This is a genomic window from Acetobacter sp. UBA5411, from assembly GCF_002409645.1.
In the GTDB taxonomy this organism is placed as follows: domain Bacteria; phylum Pseudomonadota; class Alphaproteobacteria; order Acetobacterales; family Acetobacteraceae; genus Acetobacter.
In genome coordinates, this window is sequence record NZ_DHNR01000034.1 from 110,691 (window position 1) to 124,860 (window position 14,170).

Annotated in this window: 12 protein-coding genes; 8 read left to right on the forward strand and 4 right to left on the reverse strand. The window is 53.4% G+C overall.

From position 1 onward, the window contains the following. Window positions 1-45 precede the first annotated feature (45 nt). From B3759_RS12275 to pheS, 4 genes are all read right to left on the reverse strand, one after another. A complete protein-coding gene (locus B3759_RS12275; protein WP_010668402.1) occupies window positions 46-1,335 on the reverse strand; it encodes an adenylosuccinate synthase in 1,290 nt (429 codons plus the stop codon). A gap of 67 nt (window positions 1,336-1,402) precedes the next feature. Then, window positions 1,403-2,551: an ATP phosphoribosyltransferase regulatory subunit gene (locus tag B3759_RS12280; RefSeq protein WP_291366167.1), complete on the reverse strand. Its 1,149-nt coding sequence runs from the start codon at window positions 2,549-2,551 to the stop codon at window positions 1,403-1,405. A 49-nt stretch (window positions 2,552-2,600) separates the two neighbouring features. Continuing rightward, window positions 2,601-5,063, reverse strand: a complete 2,463-nt coding sequence (gene pheT, locus B3759_RS12285; protein WP_291366168.1) for a phenylalanine--tRNA ligase subunit beta — start codon at window positions 5,061-5,063, stop codon at window positions 2,601-2,603. 3 nt (window positions 5,064-5,066) lie between these two features. Continuing rightward, complete coding sequence (gene pheS, locus B3759_RS12290) at window positions 5,067-6,134, reverse strand: phenylalanine--tRNA ligase subunit alpha (protein ID WP_291366222.1); 1,068 nt, start codon at window positions 6,132-6,134, stop codon at window positions 5,067-5,069. A 238-nt stretch (window positions 6,135-6,372) separates the two neighbouring features. On the opposite strand from pheS, the gene B3759_RS12295 reads away from it, so the two are divergent. Genes B3759_RS12295 through B3759_RS12330 form a run of 8 tightly spaced genes read left to right on the forward strand, consistent with a single transcriptional unit; the run spans window position 6,373 to window position 14,149 of the window. Continuing rightward, a complete protein-coding gene (locus B3759_RS12295; RefSeq protein WP_291366169.1) occupies window positions 6,373-8,571 on the forward strand; it encodes a hypothetical protein in 2,199 nt (732 codons plus the stop codon). Window positions 8,572-8,601: 30 nt separating this feature from the next. Beyond that, window positions 8,602-8,895: a hypothetical protein gene (locus B3759_RS12300; protein WP_291366170.1), complete on the forward strand. Its 294-nt coding sequence runs from the start codon at window positions 8,602-8,604 to the stop codon at window positions 8,893-8,895. Beyond that, complete coding sequence (locus B3759_RS12305) at window positions 8,896-9,390, forward strand: hypothetical protein (RefSeq protein ID WP_291366171.1); 495 nt, start codon at window positions 8,896-8,898, stop codon at window positions 9,388-9,390. Next, complete coding sequence (locus B3759_RS12310) at window positions 9,380-9,772, forward strand: Terminase-like domain protein (RefSeq protein WP_291366172.1); 393 nt, start codon at window positions 9,380-9,382, stop codon at window positions 9,770-9,772. The genes B3759_RS12305 and B3759_RS12310 overlap by 11 nt, the downstream gene beginning before the upstream one ends. Window positions 9,773-9,825: 53 nt before the next feature. Further along, window positions 9,826-10,713 (forward strand): hypothetical protein, encoded by an 888-nt coding sequence (locus B3759_RS12315; protein ID WP_291366173.1) that lies wholly within the window; start codon window positions 9,826-9,828, stop codon window positions 10,711-10,713. 8 nt (window positions 10,714-10,721) lie between these two features. After that, window positions 10,722-12,170, forward strand: coding sequence for a phage portal protein (locus B3759_RS12320; protein ID WP_291366174.1), 1,449 nt, complete (start codon window positions 10,722-10,724; stop codon window positions 12,168-12,170). A gap of 32 nt (window positions 12,171-12,202) precedes the next feature. Then, window positions 12,203-12,769, forward strand: a complete 567-nt coding sequence (locus tag B3759_RS12325; RefSeq protein ID WP_291366175.1) for a phage scaffolding protein — start codon at window positions 12,203-12,205, stop codon at window positions 12,767-12,769. Window positions 12,770-12,781: 12 nt separating this feature from the next. Beyond that, window positions 12,782-14,149 (forward strand): DUF4043 domain-containing protein, encoded by a 1,368-nt coding sequence (locus tag B3759_RS12330; RefSeq protein ID WP_291366176.1) that lies wholly within the window; start codon window positions 12,782-12,784, stop codon window positions 14,147-14,149. Window positions 14,150-14,170: the final 21 nt, after the last annotated feature.

Consider the following 14,170-nt stretch of genomic DNA (forward strand, 5'->3'; position numbering starts at 1 on the left):
TAGCGGGCAGCTCTTAACGGACTCTTATAAAAGAGAACGATTCTCTCAGGAATCGAACGGGTCGCGGACCAGAATGGTGTCGTCACGTTCCGGGCTGGTGGACAACAGCGTCACAGGAGCTTCGACCAGTTCCTCGATGCGGCGGACATATTTGACAGCCTGCGCTGGCAGATCGGCCCAGCTACGCGCGCCCTTCGTGGATTCTTTCCAGCCTTCAAGCGTCTCGTAGACCGGCTTGACGCGGCTCTGGGCGGCCGGACCTGCGGGGAAGCGCTTGATCGTTTCGCCGTCCAGATCGTAGCCAACGCAGACCCGGATTTCATCCAGACCGTCGAGCACGTCCAGTTTGGTCAAAGCCAGACCATTGACGCCGCCGACCTGTGCTGCGTGACGCACCAGCACTGCATCGAACCAGCCACAGCGACGCGGACGACCCGTGACCGTGCCGAATTCATGGCCGCGTTCACCGAGCACGCGACCGGTCTCGTCAAACAGTTCGCTCGGGAACGGTCCTTCGCCGACGCGGGTGGTGTAGGCCTTGGCGATGCCGAGCACGAAGCCAGCGGCGTTCGGTCCCATGCCGGAACCTGTGCCTGCGTTGGAAGCCACCGTGTTGGAGCTGGTCACGAACGGATAGGTGCCGTGATCCACGTCCAGCATAACGGCCTGCGCGCCCTCGAACAGGATCTTACTGCCGTTCTTGCGCTCGGCTTCCAGCAGGTCCGCAACAGGCGCCATGTAAGGCAGAACCTTGGGAGCGATGTCATTCAGGAAGGCCAGCAGATCGGCCTTCTCGAATGTTTCAGCACCGAGACCGGCAAGTAGGGTGTTGTGGTGCAGCAGCAGCTCGTCGAGCTTCCAGTCGAGCGTTTCAGGCTCGGCGAGATCGCACAGACGAATAGCGCGACGGGCGACCTTGTCTTCATAAGCCGGGCCGATGCCACGACCGGTCGTGCCGATCTTGCGGTCACCGCGCGCCGCTTCACGGGCACGGTCGAGAGCACCATGCACGGGCAGGATCAGCGGCACGTTTTCAGCGATTTTCAGGGTCTTCGGAGAAACAGGCAGGCCCTGCGCCACAACCCGGGCGATTTCCGACAGCAGCGCCTGCGGATCGACGACTACGCCGTTACCAATAATGCCGATCTTGCCACGCACCAGACCGGACGGCAGCAGGGACAGCTTGTAGACCTGATCGCCGACGACCAGCGTGTGGCCTGCATTGTGTCCGCCCTGAAAGCGAACGACGACGTCGGCGCGGCTGGCCAGCCAGTCAACGATCTTGCCTTTGCCCTCGTCGCCCCACTGGGTCCCGATCACGGTGACATTCGACATGACGCAGCTTCTCCGATGGTGAAGGGTAGATATGCAGGAGGCCATAGCCCCCCGTGGAAAGGAACTGTCAGTTGACAGGAACGAGCGTGCCATCCCGGCTGACGAAAGAACAGGCGAGACGACGGGCCTCATCCTCTTCGTTTCCGGCAGGAGCGAGACCCGCAACGGTCACGTGCCCCTTGTCACGAAGCGTACGACCAACGGCTTCATCCGTACCGAACGGCAGATAGACCCGCTGTGGCTGTGCTCTGCGGGGTGCCACACGAAAAACAGCGTTGGGACGCAGGGTCAGGCCGCAGGCTGGCTCGTCATCGTTGCACAGATAACGACCACCACGTCCAAGTTCTTCCGACGACCCAAGCGCATAAACTGAAACACAGACACCTGTGTGATATTTCCAGCCACGGAACTCGACCGGATCGACCGTCACCTGACAGCCCGGCACGCGAGCGCGGATAGCAGCTGTGGAGTCTCTCAGGCGGTCACTAAAGGCGCGTGTTTTTTCAGGCAGATCGACTTCCTGCAGGGCAGCCAGAGCCTGATCCGCTTCACCGGCGGCATTGAGCAACCGGATCAGAACGTCGGCAATTGGGCCGCCATGCTCGGCAACGGCGGCGGCGTCCTTGCGATCAAGCGCATGCATCAGCGCGGTGACCGTGGCGGCGGAAAGACCTGCCTGCTCGATAAGCGAAGGCGCGAGCAGCGGCATGGTGAGGTCGAAGGACAGGTCGGTGATGCCGACACGGGCCAGCGCCTCGGCAGCGATAGCCACCACCTCGGCGTCGGCCTGTGCGCTGTCGGGACCGATCAGCTCGATTCCGGCCTGTCCGATCTGACGTTCATTCTGTCCTGCGGTGCCATTGCCCACCAGAACAGCCTGCCCTGCATAGGAAAGACGGAGAGGGCGTGGTGCATCATGCAGACGGGTTGCCGCGATACGGGCGATCTGCGGCGTGATGTCCGGACGCAGCGCCATCATCCGGCGTGTATCGGGGTCCATCAGGCGGAAAGCCTGATCGGCCAGCGCCGCCCCTGCCCCGCCAAGCAGCGTGTCCTCGAACTCCAGCAGCGGCGGTGCGACCCGCTCATATCCGTGGCTTGCAAAGACAGACAGAAGGGCCTGAGTGCCATTGGCCTCCGTCTGGGCATCCGCCGCGAGGAGGTCGATGAAGCCCGGCGGCAGGAGAGCCGGAGAAGGGAGCTGATCGCAGGTCATGCTGCGCTCATATCACCACGGCGGTTCCACGTCATGTGGAGTTTCTCCCTTACGACCGCAGAGTAGCGCCAGTGGCCTTGGCGACGGCGGCGATGACCTTCTCCGATACGGCTTCCAGCTGCGCGTCCGTCAGGCTGGCGTCCTTCGGCTGGATGACGATTTCGATGCCGACCGACTTCTGGCCTTCCGGCAGCTTGTCGCCCTCGTAGATGTCGAAGAGCGACACGCCCGTGATCAGGTTGCGCTCGGCACCTTTGGCGGCACGAAGGATGCTCTCCACCGGCACATCATGGGCAGCAAGGAACGCGAAATCACGTCTCACCGGCTGGAACGGCGACAGATCAGGCGCAGACTTCTTGCGGCGCTTGGGCTCGGGGATACGGTCGAGGAACACCTCGAACGCCACGACCGGTGAGTCGAACCCGGCTTCCTGAAGGATGGACGGGTGCAACTCGCCGAAATGGGCCAGCACGTTCTTCGGTCCCTGACGCAGCACGCCGGAACGACCCGGGTGGTAATAACCGGGCGCATCGGGTGTAGCGGTCAGGGCGTCCATCGGCACGCCAAGCGAGGTCAGCACGTCGAGCGCATCAGCCTTGGCGGCAGCGAAGGTCATGGGGGCCGCTGTCACACCCGGCTGCCGAGGTGTGCGACCGGCACGAAGACCGGCGGCAATTGTCGTCTGACCTTCAGCGCTGAAAGCTGCACCGATCTCGCACAGCCCCAGATCAGGCCAGCCACGGGCCGCATTGCGACGGGCGGCGGCGAGCAGGTTCGGCACGGGCGTCGGGCGCATCTGGTCGAGGTCAGCGGCGATAGGGTTCAGCAGACGCAGGGATTCCGGCGCATCACCGAACTTGCAGGCCTCGTCATACGCGATGAAGGAGAAGCCGATGGTCTCCATCAGGCCGCGTGCCGTCATGACACGACGGGCGCGAGCCAGACGGGCGCGTCCCGGCGTCAGTGCCGTGCCGGGCACTACGGAACGCGTCGGCAGCGGCACGGGTTTGACCTGATCCAGCCCCTTGATGCGGAGGATTTCCTCGATCAGATCGCATTCCGGTTCGATGCGGGAGACCGCGTTTTCAAGCTCCATGCAACGATCAGCCGGGATATCGGAAGACGGATCGAGCACAACTGGCTGGGCCACATCGTTGCGCCATGAGGGAACCGCAACGGTGACGCTGTGCTCGTCGCGGGCTGTGGTCTCGAAGCCGAGATGGCCAAGGATGGTCACGCACTCATCGGCAGGCACATCAAGGCCACCGAAGGACGCGACACGCTTGAAGCGCAACTTCGCCGGGCGCTGCCAGTGCGGTTGAGCACCGGCGGACACGACTTCACTCGCTTCGCCACCGCACAGGTCCATGATCATGCGGGTTGCGGCTTCGAGCGCCATGACGGGCATGGCCTGATCGACGCCACGCTCGAAACGATAGCGGGCATCGGAATTGATGCCGAGGCGACGGCCGGTCAGAGCGATGCAGATCGGGTCGAACAGGGCGCACTCAACGAACACGTCGGTGGTGGCGTCCGTGACTTCGGTCGCCTCGCCGCCCATGATGCCGGCGATGGACTGAACGCCAGCGCCATCAGCGATCACGCAGTCATCGGATGTGACGATGTAGTCCTTGCCGTCGAGGGCGCGGATCGTCTCGTTGCCGCCACGGCAGACGGTGAGCGTATCGCCCTTGATGCGGGCGGCATCGAAGACGTGAAGTGGACGGCCGAGGTCGATGGTGAACAGATTGGTGATATCGACCAGCGTGGAAATCGACCGCAGACCGATGGCTTCCAGCTTGTCACGTAGCCATTGCGGGCTGGGGCCGTTCTTCACGCCTCGGATGGTGCGTCCGAGTACCCACGGACAGGCTTCGGTGTAGGTGTCGTCCCATTTGATCGGTGACGGGAAAGTGCCATCGACCGTATCGGCGAGGAACGGCTTCAGCTTGCCCAGACCGGCGGCGGCGAGGTCGCGGGCGATGCCATACACGGCCAGCGCGTCGCCACGGTTCGGAGTGATGGCGATTTCGATGACGGTGTCGTCGAGGCCTGCGAAGTCGGCGTAGGACTGGCCGGGAAACGTGTCTTCCGGCAATTCGGCGATGCCGTCGGATTCCGCGCCCAGGCCGAGTTCACGAAGCGAGCAGAGCATACCGCCGCTGGCCTCACCACGGATCTTCCCCGCCTTGATGGTGATATCGAGACCCGGAACGTAGGTGCCCGGCGGCGCGAAGATGACGGCGATGCCTTCACGGGCGTTCGGTGCGCCACAGACGACCTGCACATCATTAAAGCCCGGACCGGCATCGACGCGGCAGACACGCAGGCGGTCGGCGTTCGGATGCTGACCAGCGGAGAGGATGCGGGCCGTGAGGAACGGCGCGACGGCGGCACCACGCTGCTCGACGCCTTCGACCTCAAGGCCGATGCGGTTCAGGGCAGCGCAGATTTCCTCCAGTGTGGCGGAGGTTTCCAGATGGTCGTGAAGCCAGGATAGCGTGAACTTCATGGATCAGACTCCCTCGTGCAGCAGGGCGGGCGCGAGCGGATCGGTCCCGTAATGGGTGAGCCAGCGGACATCGCTCTCATAGAAGGAGCGGAGATCGGGGATGCCGTTCTTGAGCATGGAGAGGCGCTCGACGCCCATGCCAAAGGCGAAGCCCTGCCACTCCTCGGGGTTCAGGCCGCAGTTGGCCAGCACGCGCGGGTGGACCATGCCGGAACCGAGAACCTCCAGCCAGTCCTCCCCTCCCCCGATTTCACCGGTCTTGCGGGACCAGCCGATATCGACCTCCATCGAAGGTTCGGTGAAGGGGAAATAGGAAGCACGGAACCGCACGGGCAGATCGGGTTTGCCGAAGAATACGCGCAGGAACTCGATGAGCGTGCCTTTCAGGTGGCCGAGGGTGATGCCCTGATCGATGACCAGACCTTCACACTGATGGAACATCGGTGAGTGGGTGGCGTCGTGGTCGGCGCGGTAGGTGCGGCCCGGCGCGATGATGCGGATCGGCGGCTTCTGGCCCAGCATCGTGCGTATCTGCACGCCTGAGGTCTGGGTGCGCAGGACGCGGTTCCGGCCATCGCCTTCTGGCGGCAGATAGAACGTGTCGTGGTCGGTGCGGGCGGCATGGTGTTCCGGCGTGTTGAGCGCAGAGAAATTGTGCCAGTCGGTCTCGATGTCCGGACCTTCCGCGACGGTGAAGCCCATGGCGCCGAAGATCGCGGTGATTTCCTCGACGGCCTGACTGACCGGGTGAAGGCCACCGCGCGGGGTTTCAACGACGGGCACAGAGATATCGACACGTTCGGCAGCGAGACGTGCGTCCAGTGCGGCGGCCTCGATCTGGCGGCCACGGTCCTCAATGGCGCGGGTCAGTTCGTCACGGAGACGGTTAAGCTGGGCGCCACGCACCTTACGCTCTTCGGCGTCCATGCGTCCGAGCTGCTTGAGCAGTCCTGTCAGGCGGCCCGACTTTCCGAGGAACGAGACACGGATGGCATCCCAGGCACGCTGGTCGGTGGCTTCAGCCAGGGCCGCGAGGCAGTCCTGCCGGAGTGTATCAACATCGTCGCTCATGTGACCTCGTCCGCGTCTCATGCCCCTCTTGTTGCGGGGCGGAACTGTTTGCTCAGGGCGCGGATAGCCGCTTTGGCCGGTGGAGAAAAGCCCGAAGAGCAGAAAACCGGGGAATGACGGTGTGTCCCGGTGAAGCGCGACAAGTAGGGACACGTTAATATCCGAGCATTCGAGCCTCACACATTTTCATGTGCTCAAGATTTATTCATTGCACTCTGTCTTCACCTGCCGAGATAAAATGACATTCCCATATCCGAATATTTTTAACGCTTTGCGAGGCGGACACTCGCGCCTGCATCACTGCCTTTTCCCGCTGCCCTGGTTTGTTTTTCTCCTGACAACAGCCACATCCAGCGCCTACGCGGACAGCACTCTTCAGGTCACGCAGATCAATGGCAGTGCTGTTGTAACAGGCACAGGCAAGACTCTCTCACAACTTGCAAGCACCACACAGAAAAATACAAATTCTCTGGCATCCACTACGTCGACTGCAAGTTCCGCTTATTCACTTGCTGTCGGCGCAATCCAGGAATCGCTGATGGGTGTGGCCGGTGGTCTGGCGGTGCTGGATTCAACAGGAAACGTCACCTCGCCCGTTTCCACCACGGCTTCCACAGCCAGTGATTACTCTACTGTCGGTTGGAACAATCCGCTCAACTGGACCACCAACTCCGGGACAGCCACCCAGTATGGCAATCCCAAAGTTGCCTTCAATCATCGCTGGACAATGGGATACGACACATCCGGCACTGCTCAGGTGGACGATTATATGCCGCCCACTCATCTGCGTCTGGGCGGATCTCAGGAATTCGACGGCGTTCCACTCTTTGTGCATAATATCCCTTACTCCGGCGGAAATATGGGAATTGTCGAAGGTGTTTTCATGCAGTCGGAAAACATGCGTGGTTCGATTGCCGGTGTCGGCCCCAGCTATGCCAGCGGTGCAGCATCTTACGATAATTACGACGCTGTTGCCCGTTATACCTACGCAGGCCCCAGTTCACCGGTTTTTACTACGACAGGAAGCGCCGTCACCGCACCTGACGGTCTAACGCATATTCCAACTTTTTATAGCTGGGGAGCAACTTTCGCAAACCCTCTTCCTCAGGCGTGGTCCGACTGGATTAAATCTCACAATCATGCACGGATGATGACCAATGAAATTGGCGAAAATCCTGCCAGCTATAAAAATGCGACTTTTGTTGGTGAACTGACGGGTTATAACACAAATTCATCGGGGCTCGTTGTAACCATCCTGACAGATGGATGGCGTATTTTTAACCAGACCCAGAATTTTCCAAGCACTGACACCTCCACAGAAACGCCGGGGACGACTTCACTGGATGGCACCACTCCTGCCCTGGACACGGTATGGTCAGACTTTGGTGATCCGGCAATCATGTTTGGAGTGTACACCAAGGCATTTGATAATAATGTAATCTGCTACCTTCCCGGTCCAACGCCTCATGCTTCTCCGGGAGACATCAATGATCCAACCGGTAAAATCAACAATCAGGTCCGCAGTTGCGAAGGTATTGAATACGATCTCTGGAATGACGATACTTCCGGAGAAACCGCCTATATGCAGGGAATTACTGTCGCTTATAGCGGCACAACCTCTCCCAGTCCTGACAGTTATGACATGAATCTGGCTGGAGGCAACGCAAACACCCTCGTCCTTTCGGGTGAATGGTATTCAATGAATGTTGCCTCTCACTCCTTTGCATCAGCCGGGTATGGTGGTCCCGCTTATGGAAAAGGCTCCCAAAAGGTCGTTGCAGATTTTGCTCAATCCAATCGACCCGGATGGGATGCAGACACAGCGTGGCCCGCCTATTCGCACAATATGCGTCTGACAATCTGGAATACGCGTAATGCCGACGACACCAATAACCAGAATGACTACAGCGATATTACAACAAGCATGGGCGTGCAGGTCGATGGACACAATGATGTGCATCAGCTTTCCATGGACGGAACGACCCAGGAACATCTCGAGTTTAATCCAGTCAATTATCCAAATGGAATTAGTCTGTGCGGCTACACGGGTTGTGGTTTTTCCGTAAACCGACAAGGAACTCCCGAAGTCGACGATAATCTTGTTATTAATGATGGCAAATCACTTATCTTAATGAATAGCAATAATGCTCTTGCCGGATATTTCTATGCCAGCACTGATGGAAACATGCACGTTCTGGGCGTAAACGGCCCTTCAAAAAGCACATTTGTTATTGACGCCGCTCTGAAATCAAATGGCGCGATCAACGCACCTAACAACACTTACAGTTCATTGCCCACAACAAACACAAACGCTGGTGACCAACGCTACTGTTCAGATTGCTACTCAAGTTCATCAACCTCAGCCCAGAGAGGAATTCCTGTGTGGTGGAACGGATCAGCATGGACAGATTCACTTGGTGCTGCCGTAAAAAATTAGCGTTTAAACGATAAGAAAATGAAAAATTAAATGGCAAAAAAATTTGACGAAGATTACAGTAAAGAAGTATACAATAAAATCTCAGAACTTCAGAAAAAAGGCCTTTCCATAAGAAATATTGCAAAAATAACTGGTGCAAGCCGAAGCTATATCCACAGATTATCCATTAAAATAGCATTGTCTTCTGGCGCAATGAAGCAGGCCAGCGAAAGGCGAAAAGAAGCCGGATGGGAGCCTCTAGCTCCCGGCAATCCAATTTCCTGGAACGCTATAAAATTAAACAGAACAGCCAAAAGAAATACTTACAATCTAAACGAAAATTAAATGAAAAAAAAGCTAAAGCCTATGACCAAGGCTGAATTTATTTCTATCTGTGATTGCGTATCAAAAACAGGAAACAGTGCAAACTGCATGAGGCTCGCCAATCGTCCTCTTAGCGATTTATATTACTATTTAAAGAAAAATCCAGAAGAACGCCAGCGTTTAACAATAGCACGCACTTTCTTTCATGATGAAATGACTGCTGCCGTCCATGATCTCGCTTTTGGAGGAATTCCCAAAATAAGGCGAACAGAAAAAGGAAAGATTGTTATAGATGAAAGGGGAAAACCAGTCATCGACAGAATCCCCGATACACGTCTCATCACAACGCTTCTGAGAGATCATTCCAGTCGTCTGGCTCGCGCAGAAAAGGCAGACCTTTCAAATACCATACACACGCCACCGGAAGACAAAACGGCCCGCCTCAGGGATGAAATAATTTCTGACCCTCCTCCTAAGGAAAGTATTACTAAAAATACAAATTCTCATGAAGAATGAAGAGAGAATATCGCTAACATCTCCCCAGATGAGTATATATCGGGAAGGTTGGAAAAAACATGCTCGCTTTCGCGTCGCCGCCTGCGGCAGAAGATTTGGAAAAACATTTGAAGCTGCTGAAGAGATTCGACGAGCACTAAAAAATACAGTCGTGAGAAATATCAGCCCCGATAATGAAATCTGGTATGCTGCACCCACATACAAACAGGCAAAAAAAATATTCTGGCCAAAACTGAAAGCCACCATTCCTAAAAAATGGCTTATGCGCCCACCCAGGGAATCAGAACTTTCTCTTGAAGTTGGGCCATACGGCCATACGATACGCATCGTGGGATTAGAAAATTATGATGCATTACGTGGGAGTGGCTTGTTTTTTTTTTAGGTGACGAATGGGCAGACACCCCGCCTGAAGCATGGACTGAAGTTATTCGTCCAATGCTTTCAACATGCGAAGGACATGCCCTCTTCATTGGCACACCTAAAGGCAAAGATCATTTTTATGATCTTTATTTGAAAGGTCAGCATGGTGAGACGCATGAAAATGGTTGGTGGTCCTGTTCTTACACAACACTGGATGGAGGAAACGTCTCAGCTGAAGAAATCAAGAATGCCAAGAACAGCCTCGATCTTCGTATATATCGCCAGGAATATGAAGCTTCATTTGAAACTTTCTGCGGCCGTTGCCTATATGCATTCTCAAGAAAATACTCCATCAAAAATGCCACATATGATGAGACCAAATCTGTTCATATAGGGATGGATTTCAACATAAACCCGATGTCCGCAACTGTCTGGCAAGAAGAAGTTGATGAGAATGGCATAACAATTACTACACAAATAGACGAAATAATTATACAGACGTCCAACACTGATGAAATTTCAAAAGAAATTCTGAACCGATATGGCAAAAAGGAAAGGGATTTTTCTGGGTCAGGAAAATACTCTGCACAACATATAACAGTCTATCCAGACCCTGCAGGACAAGCGCGAAAAACGTCAGCTTCGGGTAAAACAGATATATCCATACTGCTGTCATATGGAATAAATGTCAAAACAAGAAAACAATCGCCACGAGTACGCGACAGACTCAATTTCATGAATTCCATGTTTGAGAATTCATTAAAACAACGAAGGGCTTTTGTTTCCCCGAAATGCACAAAAAGTATAGAAAGTTACGAGAGATATGCTTTCATAACAGGGACCTCTGAACCAGATAAAAAACAGGGGTATGACCATCTCGTAGATGCAAGTGGCTATTATTTATACTTCAGATTCTCTGAAAATACACTTGATATAAATTCCAACAAAATTCTTGATCGATAGGAAATAAAGTGGACTGGCACGAATTAAAAAAAAGTATGAATTTTCCATCACAATACTCGAATAGAACAAGAAATCTTCTTGCTCTGGAAAAAGTTCTTGATGGAAGCCTGTATGACCATATTCGATACCCTTTCTTCAAGACGTGTGGTGGCGATGGTTCATATATCCCGATAAATAAACGACGTCCTTCCGTCAGAACACATTTATGCAATGTTGTAATGGATGATACTGTTTCCTTACTTTTCAGTGCATCTCACTGGCCTTCCATCCACGTTCAAAAAGACGATGATAATGAAGACTGCGAGATCGAAGCAAAAATACGAAAAATTTGCTTCGATCTCAACCTGCCCTCTCTTATGGAGCAGGCTGCAGTTATGGGATCTGTAGGGTCGGTTGCGATTCTGGTTCAGGCGATAGAAAATGAGCTTGTAGTTGAATTAAAACGAACCTGTTTTCTTGAGCCAACCTTCTCACTTCTCGATCCCAGAAAACTTGTTTATGTGAGAGAGCAGTATATTGTTGATGCTGATGGATTAAAAAAAGCCGGGTTTGGCGAATTTCCTGATGGAAATTATTGGTTCACAAGAGATTTTACTGAATTTGAAACTATCTGGTACGATCCAATTCCTGTCGACTACAGTGCAGATAAGAATACACAGCTTATTCGTGATGAAGTGCGCTGCACACAACATGGTTTAGGAGTCATACCTATCGTCTGGATCAAGAATCTTCCGTCTGCAGATCCTAACGCTCCTGATGGAAAATGCACTTTTAGTGCCGGTATTGATGCCATGATTGATGCTGATTACCTTCTTTCACAAACAGTGAGAGGACTACGTTATTCCTCTGACCCAACGATGGTACTTTCAGTTGATGAATATCAAATCTCAAATGGTTTAACCTCTTCATTTACAAAAGATGCCTCGCATGCGATTGCCTTGCCGCAAGGCAGCGATGCAAAACTTCTTGAAATTAATGGCACTGGGGCCGCAGCAGCTCTCAATATGTGGCAGGCCTTGCGCTCCCTGGCATTGGAAGCAATGCATGGAAACCGTGCGCATGGAGACCGTGTCAGTGCTGCACAATCAGGACGGGCCATGGAACTCATGTGTCTCGGTTTGACATGGCTGGTTGGCCGTCTACGTAGATCCTACGGCGATTGTGGACTGGTTTCAGTTATTAATTTGATTACTCTGATTACTCAAAAATTTCCAGATGTACAGATTGCCGGACACAACTATGGCGAACTCCAGGCAAAAAATATTTCACTGGTTTGGCCTGCATGGTTTGAACCAACCTTTGGAGACATGCAGACTATAGCCAATGCGGTGCAGTCAGCAAAATCTTCCGGCGTCGTGTCAATGGACACCGCAGTAAGAATGATGCAGCCTGCGACGCATGTTCAGCATGTCGCTGAAGAAATAAAGAAAATATTGAACGATAATGAATTATCTTAAGAAAAGAAAATCAATATCGCTGCGGAGAATAAATGGAAGTAAATTCTGGATCATCTGAAAACAAAGATAACAATGCATCAGATGGAGCATCCAATCCCCCCCGGTCAGCAGCTGATAGTGTAGCAAATGCGTTTTCAAATCAGCTGGCTCAGGTTCAGGCTGATCTTGCCGCATCCAAAGCCTATGCACTGTCTGTTGAAGAAGAGTTACTCAATTTAAGGACTGAAACAGCGGCAATGGCAGAAAAGCAGGCACAAGAAATTTCCAAAATCAAGATAGATTCCGAGATCAAATCACAGGCCATTTCATCCGGGCTTATTGATCTAGACTGCCTTCCGCTTTTAGACTCATCTGAAATTACATTAGATGAAAATGGAAATATTATCGGTATTGATACAGCCATAGCTGATTTGAAATCGAAAAAACCTTTTCTTTTTGCAGACACCAGTCGGGCTGGAAAAATCAGCAGCACGGCGCGTTCCGCTCTTACGCCCAAGGCAAAAGCCAACGCAGCACTGCCTGTCAAAGATATGTCGGAATCTGAATATAAACGCTCTTTAAAAAGAGTAGCGCCTTCTTACTCTCGTCGCTATAATTAAGGTCAAAATTTAATGGCTATTGATAACTTCCCCGCTCAGCTTCAGCCTATTATTCAGGAAGGCTACCTTGCCCGCGAATTCTCTGCTGGCCTGCAGTCTCGAATTGCTTTCCGCGCTATTGCTGACAGAGAAATTTTTCCAAATAGAATTGGTGAAAGCATCACAAAAACCCGCAAGGGTTTGAAGGCCCCCGTCACCGTTCCAATGTCGCCTTCGCAAAACACCAATTTTGACAATGGCCTGACTCCTTCAACCTGGTCTGTTGAACAATATACACTGACAATCAATCAGTACGGTGACACCATTGATCTCAATGTTGTCAGTGAAGGCGTCGGGATCAGCGATCAGTTCCTTGCGAACGCAAACACCAATGGCATTCAGGCACTTCAATCCCTTGATAGAATTGCACGGAATACCCTTTTCGCTGGTCCGTCTGGTGGTGTCGGCGGTTACATGGGCGGCAATACCCGGGTAACAACCTCTATCAGCGCCTCCAGCACACAGGTTTCTGTCGACGATGTGCGTGGTTTTGAAAGAGTTTTAAACGCAACCGGGCAGGTAGTTTCGGTAGCTCAGTCATCCGGGATGACTGTAACGGTGGGAAGCAACGCCTACACCCTCATCAGCGTCGCATATGACTCTGTTAATATTTCGACAGCTCCTCTGGGCGTATCGGGTGTGCTGACATTCTCTACTGCCGTGTCCGTTAGCGATGGCGCAGAAGGAAATGCCGTCGTGGCTTCAACAGCTCCACTTGTCCTGCGTCCGAATAACCGACTGACTACAGCACAACTGGTTGCACCTGAAGGCAATTACGGTTCCAGTAATTACATCACAGGCGACACGCTAGGCATTCAGACTGTCCTCGCTGCTGTAGCTGCTCTGCGTATGAATAACGTGCCCACTATCGATGGCGCCTATCACTGTTACCTCGATGACCAGCAGATGCTCGGCCTCTTTCGTGATGGTGATTTTAAGTATTTGTATCGTGGAGCTTACGGCAGTGAAGCTTATCGCTCTGGCTCTGTCGTGGAACTTTTGGGAGTAAGATTTATTCCTACGACGGAGGCTCCACTGCAGGCTTCCCTTGGTAGCGGCGTTATTCATAGAGCAATTGTTTGCGGCCAGGGCGCTCTAATTGAGGGCGATTATAATGGATCCGTTGATATTCCCGACAGTGACAGAGCTCTGGTCGAAAATGTCGACGGTATCATGATGATTACTAGAGAACCTTTGGATCGCCTGAAGCAGATTATTGCACAATCCTGGTACTGGATTGGAGGCTTTGCACTCCCAACTGATGCGACTGTCAATCCTTCAATCATTCCAACATCGACGAACAGCTACCTGAAGCGTGGCGTCATTATTGAAAGTCTTTAAATAATTAAAATGACCCAGAAA

What these genes read in the sequence shown, in the direction of transcription:
- B3759_RS12275 (WP_010668402.1), bottom strand. Translation starts at nt 1,335, where the DNA reads ATGTCGAATGTCACCGTGATCGGGACCCAGTGGGGCGACGAGGGCAAA.
- B3759_RS12280 (WP_291366167.1), bottom strand. Translation starts at nt 2,551, where the DNA reads ATGACCTGCGATCAGCTCCCTTCTCCGGCTCTCCTGCCGCCGGGCTTC.
- pheT (WP_291366168.1), bottom strand. Translation starts at nt 5,063, where the DNA reads ATGAAGTTCACGCTATCCTGGCTTCACGACCATCTGGAAACCTCCGCC.
- pheS (WP_291366222.1), bottom strand. Translation starts at nt 6,134, where the DNA reads ATGAGCGACGATGTTGATACACTCCGGCAGGACTGCCTCGCGGCCCTG.
- B3759_RS12295 (WP_291366169.1), top strand. Translation starts at nt 6,373, where the DNA reads ATGACATTCCCATATCCGAATATTTTTAACGCTTTGCGAGGCGGACAC.
- B3759_RS12300 (WP_291366170.1), top strand. Translation starts at nt 8,602, where the DNA reads ATGGCAAAAAAATTTGACGAAGATTACAGTAAAGAAGTATACAATAAA.
- B3759_RS12305 (WP_291366171.1), top strand. Translation starts at nt 8,896, where the DNA reads ATGAAAAAAAAGCTAAAGCCTATGACCAAGGCTGAATTTATTTCTATC.
- B3759_RS12310 (WP_291366172.1), top strand. Translation starts at nt 9,380, where the DNA reads ATGAAGAATGAAGAGAGAATATCGCTAACATCTCCCCAGATGAGTATA.
- B3759_RS12315 (WP_291366173.1), top strand. Translation starts at nt 9,826, where the DNA reads ATGCTTTCAACATGCGAAGGACATGCCCTCTTCATTGGCACACCTAAA.
- B3759_RS12325 (WP_291366175.1), top strand. Translation starts at nt 12,203, where the DNA reads ATGGAAGTAAATTCTGGATCATCTGAAAACAAAGATAACAATGCATCA.
- B3759_RS12330 (WP_291366176.1), top strand. Translation starts at nt 12,782, where the DNA reads ATGGCTATTGATAACTTCCCCGCTCAGCTTCAGCCTATTATTCAGGAA.